This is a genomic window from Pseudomonas sp. NPDC087817 (genome assembly GCF_044742875.1).
In the GTDB taxonomy this organism is placed as follows: Bacteria; Pseudomonadota; Gammaproteobacteria; order Pseudomonadales; family Pseudomonadaceae; genus Aquipseudomonas.
The window spans coordinates 1-6,942 of record NZ_JBIUVJ010000119.1 but is presented as its reverse complement, the minus strand read 5'-3'; the positions used below and the strand labels follow the sequence as shown (position 1 = coordinate 6,942).

Here is a 6,942-nt window from a genome sequence, read left to right as displayed (position 1 = left end):
CTTCGCCGTGGGTCCCTGTGCCCTATACCTCCCCACCCCCCACGGCTGGTCGGGGTTTCGTAGATGTCGATCGGGCTGCCGATCTGGGCGATCCAGCCCAAGTGCATGATCGCGATGCGCTCGGCCATGGTCATGGCCTCTTCCTGATCGTGCGTCACCATCACGCAGGTCACACCCACGCGCTCGATGATCTCCACCAGCTCAAGCTGCATCTGCGAACGCAGTTTCTTGTCCAGCGCGCCCATCGGTTCGTCGAGCAGCAGCAGCTTCGGCCGCTTGGCCAGCGAACGCGCCAGCGCCACCCGCTGACGCTGACCGCCAGACAGTTGATGCGGTTTGCGCTTGGCGTACTGGCTCATCTGCACCAGCTTGAGCATCTCGGCCACGCGGGCGTCGATCTCGGCCTTGGGGATCTTGTCCTGCTGCAGGCCGAACGCGATGTTCTGCGCTACGGTCATGTGCGGGAACAAGGCGTACGACTGGAACATCATGTTGATCGGACGTTCGTACGGCGGCATGTCGGTGATGTCGACGCCGTCGAGGAAAATGCGCCCCTCCGTGGGCCGTTCGAACCCTGCCAGCATCCGCAGCAGAGTGGATTTGCCCGATCCCGAACCGCCGAGCAGGGCGAAGATCTCGCCTTTCTTGATTTCCAGGGACACATCGTCCACGGCAATCGTCTCGTCGAACTTCTTCGTGACCCGGTCGATTTTGACCAACACCTGTTTAGGTGTCTGGTCGCCCTCGAGGGCTTTCTTATAGGCGCCGGAGGCAACTGCCATTTACGAAACTCCCAGAAAAAAACAGTGCAGTTCGCCCACGCAGGCGAACCCTGGATAGTGTGTGCCTTACATACCCGACTTGACCTTGGTCCAGCTGCGGGTCATCAGACGTTGAATGTTCGGTGGCAACTCGATCGACACGTAAGCCTTGTCGATCACAGCCTGCGGTGGATAAACCGATGCATCGGTACGGATGGATTGTTCCATCAGCTTGTCCGACCCGGGGTTGGGGTTGGCGTAACCGACGTAATCACTGACCTGGGCAATCACCTCAGGTTTCAGCAGATAGTTGATGAAGGCATGGGCCTCTTTCACGTTGGACGAATCCTTGGGGATTGCCAGCATGTCGAACCACAGGGCGCCGCCCTCTTTCGGGACGGTGTAGGCGATGTTCACGCCTTTCTTGGCTTCTGCCGCGCGATTCTTCGCCTGGAAGATATCGCCGGAAAAACCGATCGCCACACAGATGTCGCCGTTGGCCAGATCGCCGATGTATTTCGAGGAGTGGAAGTAGGTCACGTAAGGACGCACCGCGAGCAATTTGTCGGTGGCCTTTGCGTAGTCCTTGGGGTTGGTGCTGTTGGCATTCAGGCCCAGATAGTTGAGCACGGTCGGCATCATTTCATCAGCCGAGTCGAGGAACGCCACGCCGCAGCTTTGCAGCTTCTTGATGTTCTCCGGCTCGAACAGCACGCCCCACGAATCGATCTTGTCGACACCGAGCACGGCCTTCACTTTGTCGACGTTGTAACCGATGCCGTTGGTGCCCCACAGGTACGGCACGGCGTACAGGTTGCCCGGATCGTTCTGCTCCAGACGCTTGAGCAGCGCCGGGTCGAGATTGGAATAGTTCGGCAGCTGCGACTTGTCGAGCTTCTGGAACGCGCCCGCCTTGATCTGCTTGCCGAGGAAGTGGTTCGACGGCACAACCACGTCGTAACCGGTACGTCCGGCCAGCAGCTTGCCTTCCAGGGTTTCGTTGGAATCGAAGACGTCGTAGACCGGTTTGATTCCGGTGTCTTTCTGGAAGTCCGCCAGGGTCGTCTCGCCGATGTAGTCCGACCAGTTATAAATATGCACCGTACCGGCGGCCTGGGCTCCGACAGCGATCGTCAGGCCGGCAGTGGCCAGCAGGGCATTGCGCAAAGAAGAAAAAATAGGCAAGTGGAGGTCCTCTAAATTAGTTGGGCCCAAGTTGCCCCGCGCTGCATGACAGCCATGGCTGCCCGGCAACAAAACCGGCGCGCAACTTACCCTCGAAAAACCGTTCCAGCAAAACTTTCTGTCATTTAATTATCCCGCTGGCCGCCTTCGCGGTGACGACGGCCAGCGGTTGCTGCTTCAAACCGGCTTATTTACCGGATTTGATTTTGGTCCAGCTGCGAGTGATCAGGCGCAGGGTCGCTGCATCCTGATCGCTGATCGCATAGAGCTGCTTCTTCACTTCAGCCGAAGGGTAGATGCTCGGATCGCTGGTGATGTCTTTGTCCACCAGTGGCGTGGCCGCCTTGTTGCCGTTCGGGAAACGCACGGCGTTGGTGATCTCGGCCATCACTTCCGGCTGCAGCAGGTAGTTCATGAATTTGTAGGCGGCCTCGACGTTTTCGGCATCCTTGGGAATGGCGACCATGTCGTAGAAAGTGCCAGCACCTTCTTTGGGAATGGTGTAGGCCAGTTTGACCTTGTCACCGGCTTCCTTGGCGCGGGTCTTGGATTGCTCCAGGTCACCCGAATAACCGACGGCTACGCAGATGTTGCCGTTGGCCAGGTCGGAGATGTATTTCGAGGAGTGGAAGTACGCAACCGAAGGACGCACCTTGAGGAACAGGTCTTCGGCGGCTTTAAGATCAGCCTTGTCCTTGCTGTTGGTCGGCTTGCCCAGATAGTGCAGGGCCGCTGGAATCATTTCGGTCGGGGCGTCGAGGAAGCTCACGCCGCAGCTTTTGAGTTTCTCGATGTTCTCTGGCTTGAACACGATGTCCCACGAATCGATCTTGTCGATGCCCAGCGCAGCCTTGACCTTGGCCGGGTTGTAGCCGATGCCGATGGAGCCCCACATATAAGGGAAAGCGTGCTTGTTGCTCGGGTCGCTGGCATCGCCAACGGCCTTGAGCAGGTCTTCATCAAGGTTCTTCCAGTTCGGCAGCTTGGACTTGTCCAGCTCCTGATAAACGCCGGCCTTGATCTGCTTGGCGAGGAAGTTGTTGGAAGGCACCACCACGTCATAACCGGATTTACCGGCCAGCAGTTTGGCTTCCAGGGTTTCGTTGCTGTCGAACACGTCGTAGACGACTTTGATGCCCGACTCTTTCTCGAATTTGGCAACGGTGTCTGGCGCGATGTAGTCGGACCAGTTGTAGACGTGCAATACCTTGTCGTCCGCCTGAACCGCACCCGCCATCATGCCCGCGACGGACAGGGCGAGAAGTGTCTTGCCAGCAAGCTTTTTGCCTAATGCCTTCATGCGTTAATGCTCCAAATTTTTCTTTTTTGAACCACTTTGTTCAGCGGCCGAACCCGGACAACTGGAACCGCGGCTAGTCTGGCAAGATCCGAGGCGGTCTTTCAAGAAAAGACCGGCCTTTCTGACAGCTTTGCGCGAGAGCGCCGCAGCTCCCCCGCCCAAAGCCTAGCACTTAGCCCTGCAACGCACTGAGGGTCAGGTCCAGACACTTGCGTGCCTTTGTAACCAGCTCATCGATCTCCGCTTTGCTGATCACCAGCGGCGGCGCGATGATCATCGTGTCGCCCACGGCGCGCATGATCAGCCCGTTGTCGAAGCAGAACTGGCGGCAGATCATGCCGACGCCCTTGCCTTCGTATCGCTTGCGAGTGGCCTTGTCCTGCACCAGCTCGATCGCCCCCAGCAGACCAACCCCGCGCACTTCCCCCACCAACGGGTGATCGTTCAGCTCGCGCAGACGTTTCTGCAAATACGGTGCCGTTTCGTTGTGGGCGTTCTCGATAATTTTCTCGTCGCGCAGAATCCGGATGTTCTCCAGACCCACCGCTGCCGCCACCGGGTGACCGGAGTAGGTGAAGCCGTGGTTGAAGTCGCCGCCTTCGTTGAGCACCTTCACCACTTCGTCGCGCACGATCAGGCCACCCATCGGGATGTAGCCGGAGGTCAGGCCCTTGGCGATGGTCATCATGTCCGGTTTGAGGTCGTAGAAATCGCTGCCGAACCACTCGCCGGTACGGCCGAAACCGCAGATCACTTCGTCAGCGACGAAGAGGATGTCGTACTTGGCGAGGATTTCCTTGATGCGCGGCCAGTAAGTGTCAGGCGGAATGATCACGCCGCCGGCGCCCTGGATCGGCTCGGCAATAAAGGCACCGACGTTGTCGACGCCGACTTCGAGAATTTTCTCTTCCAGCTGATTGGCCGCCCAGATGCCGAACTCTTCCGGCGACATGTCGCCGCCTTCGGCGAACCAGTACGGCTGGGCGATGTGGACGATGCCCGGAATCGGCAAGTCGCCCTGCTCGTGCATATAGGTCATTCCGCCGAGGCTAGCGCCGGCCACGGTCGAACCGTGATAACCGTTTTTGCGGCTGATGATGACTTTCTTGTTCGGCTGACCCTTGATCGCCCAGTAGTGGCGAACCATGCGCAGCATGGTGTCGTTGCCTTCGGAGCCGGAACCGGTGAAGAACACGTGGTTCATGCCTTCCGGTGCGACGTCGGCGATAGCCTTGGCCAGTTCCAGCGCCGGTGGGTGGGCGGTCTGGAAGAACAGGTTGTAGTAAGGCAGTTCGCGCATCTGTTTCGCGGCGGCGTCGGCCAGTTCATCGCGACCGTAACCGATGGCCACGCACCACAGCCCGGCCATGCCGTCGAGAATCTTGTTGCCTTCACTGTCCCACAGGTAAACGCCCTTGGCGTTGGTGATGATCCGCGGGCCTTTCTCTTTCAGCTGCTTGAAGTCACTGAACGGGGCCAAGTGGTGATCGCTGCTCAGCGCTTGCCACTCACGGGTTTGCGGGTTGTTGCTGGTCATGCCAATTCTCCTTGTTATCGGTGAAGGCGCGGCGCCTGAGCACCGCACCCGGCGTATCAGACGGCGAAGAGCAGGTACTCACGCTCCCACGAACTGATCACGCGCTTGAAGTTTTCATGCTCGGCCCGCTTGACCGCGACGTAGCCCGTGATGAAAGTTTTGCCCAGGTATTTCTCGATGGTCGCGCTGTTTTCCATACGCTCCAGCGCGTCTTCGATGGTCAGCGGCAGGCGCAGATTGCGCCGCTCGTAACCACGACCGACCACTGGCGCGCTCGGGTTGAGGCCTTCGACCATGCCGATGTAGCCGCAGAGCAGGCTCGCGGCGATCGCCAGGTATGGGTTGGCGTCGGCGCCCGGCAGACGGTTTTCCACGCGACGGTTCTGCGGGCCGGCATCCGGTACGCGCAGGCCCACGGTGCGGTTTTCTTCGCCCCACTCCACGTTTACCGGCGCCGAAGTGTCCGGCAGGAAGCGGCGGAACGAGTTGACGTTCGGCGCGAACAGCGGCAGCAATTCCGGGATCAGCTTCTGCAGGCCACCGATGTGGTGCAGGAACAGCTGGCTCATGGTCCCGTCTTCATTGGAGAACACGTTCTTGCCGGTCTCGATGTCGATGATGCTCTGGTGCAAGTGCATCGCGCTGCCCGGCTCGCCGGTCATCGGCTTGGCCATGAAAGTGGCGGCCACGTCGTGCTTGAGTGCGGCTTCACGCATGGTGCGTTTGAACACCAGGATCTGGTCGGCCAGCGACAGTGCGTCGCCGTGACGGAAGTTGATTTCCATCTGCGCCGTGCCGTCTTCGTGGATCAGCGTGTCGAGGTCCAGTTCCTGCAGTTCGCACCAGTCGTAAACGTCTTCGAACAGCGGATCGAATTCGTTCGCCGCTTCAATGGAGAACGACTGACGACCGATTTCCGGGCGACCCGAGCGGCCAATCGGCGGCTGCAACGGATAGTCAGGATCGTCACTGCGCTTGGTCAGGTAGAACTCCATCTCCGGCGCCACGATCGGCTGCCAGCCCTTGTCGGCGTAGAGTTTGAGGACCTTCTTGAGGACGTTGCGCGGCGACAGCTCGATCGGGTTGCCTTGCTTGTCGTAAGTGTCGTGGATCACCTGAGCGGTTGGCTCGATGGCCCACGGCACCATGTACACGGCGTTCTGGTCGGGACGGCAGATCATGTCGATGTCGGCCGGGTCGAGCAGTTCGTAATAGATGTCGTCTTCGACGTAGTCGCCGGTCACGGTCTGCAACAGCACGCTTTCTGGCAGGCGCATGCCTTTTTCGGCGATGAACTTGTTGGTCGGCGAGATCTTGCCCCGGGTGATACCGGTCAAGTCGGCGATCATGCATTCGACTTCTGTGATCTTGTGGTCTTTCAACCAATCGGTGAGCTGGTCGAGGTTGTTACTCATAAATGCCTCTGGGCTGAGTCTCCTGACGTGGTGTCAGGCAAAGTTTGACGCCGGAGCGTCGCGTTAAAGGGGGCTTGCTCGCGCAGTGCCGGCTTACGCCTGGCACCGCGCATAGACAATGAAAGAGGAGCTTACCTGCCCTTTACGCTGGCGTTGCATTTCCTGTGCACATTCAAGGCGTGCAGAATCATGAGCACGGCTCGAGGAGCGGCACAGGCTTTGGGACTCAAAGAGATCTATATTGGAAGGAGACGCCATAAACAGGATGCTTTCCCATACGTCCAGAATATCGGACGCTGACGCTCGAACGGTCATGGACGGGAACATCGTCGGCAAGCGGCGAGCCTTGCTGGCTGCGCTATCGACGGCTTTGTCGCCACTGATGTGATGAGCATGCAGACCGGACTGTTGCGAGCAGTCGGTGATGCCGATTAACGGCAGGCGAGACATGAAGCACCCCGGTATTATTGCTGTTATGGGTTTGACCGGAGCTTAGCCTTGTTCATTTTTTTACACAACACCCCCGTAAAAAATACAACACGGCCTGCTCAAGCCCGCGGGTGGCAACTGCCCCAAGGACAAAAAACCGCCCGAAAGTGCCCCATAAATGCCCTCACAGCGCTTTTTTAGGGCAAAAAAGGCCTCGCTTGACTTCGGCAGGCCGTTCGGGTTGACTGAAACCAGAAAAGATCAATGATTGATATTTTTAACAACAAAGGTGTTGCATCATGTCGGTACCCCCGC

6 protein-coding genes are annotated in these 6,942 nt (G+C 58.6%); all 6 read right to left on the bottom strand.

Translation table 11 applies throughout. The features are described 5' to 3' along the window. Positions 1 to 782, bottom strand: a 782-nt coding sequence (locus tag ACIONG_RS29480) for an ABC transporter ATP-binding protein (RefSeq protein WP_401304459.1), incomplete at its 3' end; no start/stop codon positions are given. 66 nt (positions 783 to 848) lie between these two features. Further along, positions 849 to 1,946 carry a polyamine ABC transporter substrate-binding protein gene (locus ACIONG_RS29475; RefSeq protein WP_103302477.1) on the bottom strand — a complete coding sequence of 366 codons (1,098 nt, stop codon included), beginning with the start codon at positions 1,944 to 1,946 and terminating at the stop codon, positions 849 to 851. 187 nt (positions 1,947 to 2,133) lie between these two features. Beyond that, the gene (locus tag ACIONG_RS29470; protein ID WP_103302478.1) at positions 2,134 to 3,246 is read right to left on the bottom strand and encodes a polyamine ABC transporter substrate-binding protein; all 1,113 of its coding nucleotides are present in this window, start codon (positions 3,244 to 3,246) and stop codon (positions 2,134 to 2,136) included. 172 nt (positions 3,247 to 3,418) lie between these two features. Continuing rightward, positions 3,419 to 4,783 carry an aspartate aminotransferase family protein gene (locus tag ACIONG_RS29465; RefSeq protein WP_213026889.1) on the bottom strand — a complete coding sequence of 455 codons (1,365 nt, stop codon included), beginning with the start codon at positions 4,781 to 4,783 and terminating at the stop codon, positions 3,419 to 3,421. 56 nt (positions 4,784 to 4,839) lie between these two features. Next, entirely contained in the window at positions 4,840 to 6,198 is a 1,359-nt protein-coding gene (locus ACIONG_RS29460) for a glutamine synthetase family protein (RefSeq protein WP_007913846.1), read from the bottom strand. Positions 6,199 to 6,291: 93 nt separating this feature from the next. Continuing rightward, positions 6,292 to 6,648 carry a glutamine amidotransferase gene (locus tag ACIONG_RS29455; protein WP_146041216.1) on the bottom strand — a complete coding sequence of 119 codons (357 nt, stop codon included), beginning with the start codon at positions 6,646 to 6,648 and terminating at the stop codon, positions 6,292 to 6,294. Positions 6,649 to 6,942 lie beyond the last annotated feature (294 nt).

Bases quoted from the DNA above. Each gene is read 5' to 3' on its own strand.
- ACIONG_RS29470 (WP_103302478.1), bottom strand. From the start codon at position 3,246: ATGAAGGCATTAGGCAAAAAGCTTGCTGGCAAGACACTTCTCGCCCTG.
- ACIONG_RS29455 (WP_146041216.1), bottom strand. From the start codon at position 6,648: ATGTCTCGCCTGCCGTTAATCGGCATCACCGACTGCTCGCAACAGTCC.
- ACIONG_RS29460 (WP_007913846.1), bottom strand. From the start codon at position 6,198: ATGAGTAACAACCTCGACCAGCTCACCGATTGGTTGAAAGACCACAAG.
- ACIONG_RS29465 (WP_213026889.1), bottom strand. From the start codon at position 4,783: ATGACCAGCAACAACCCGCAAACCCGTGAGTGGCAAGCGCTGAGCAGC.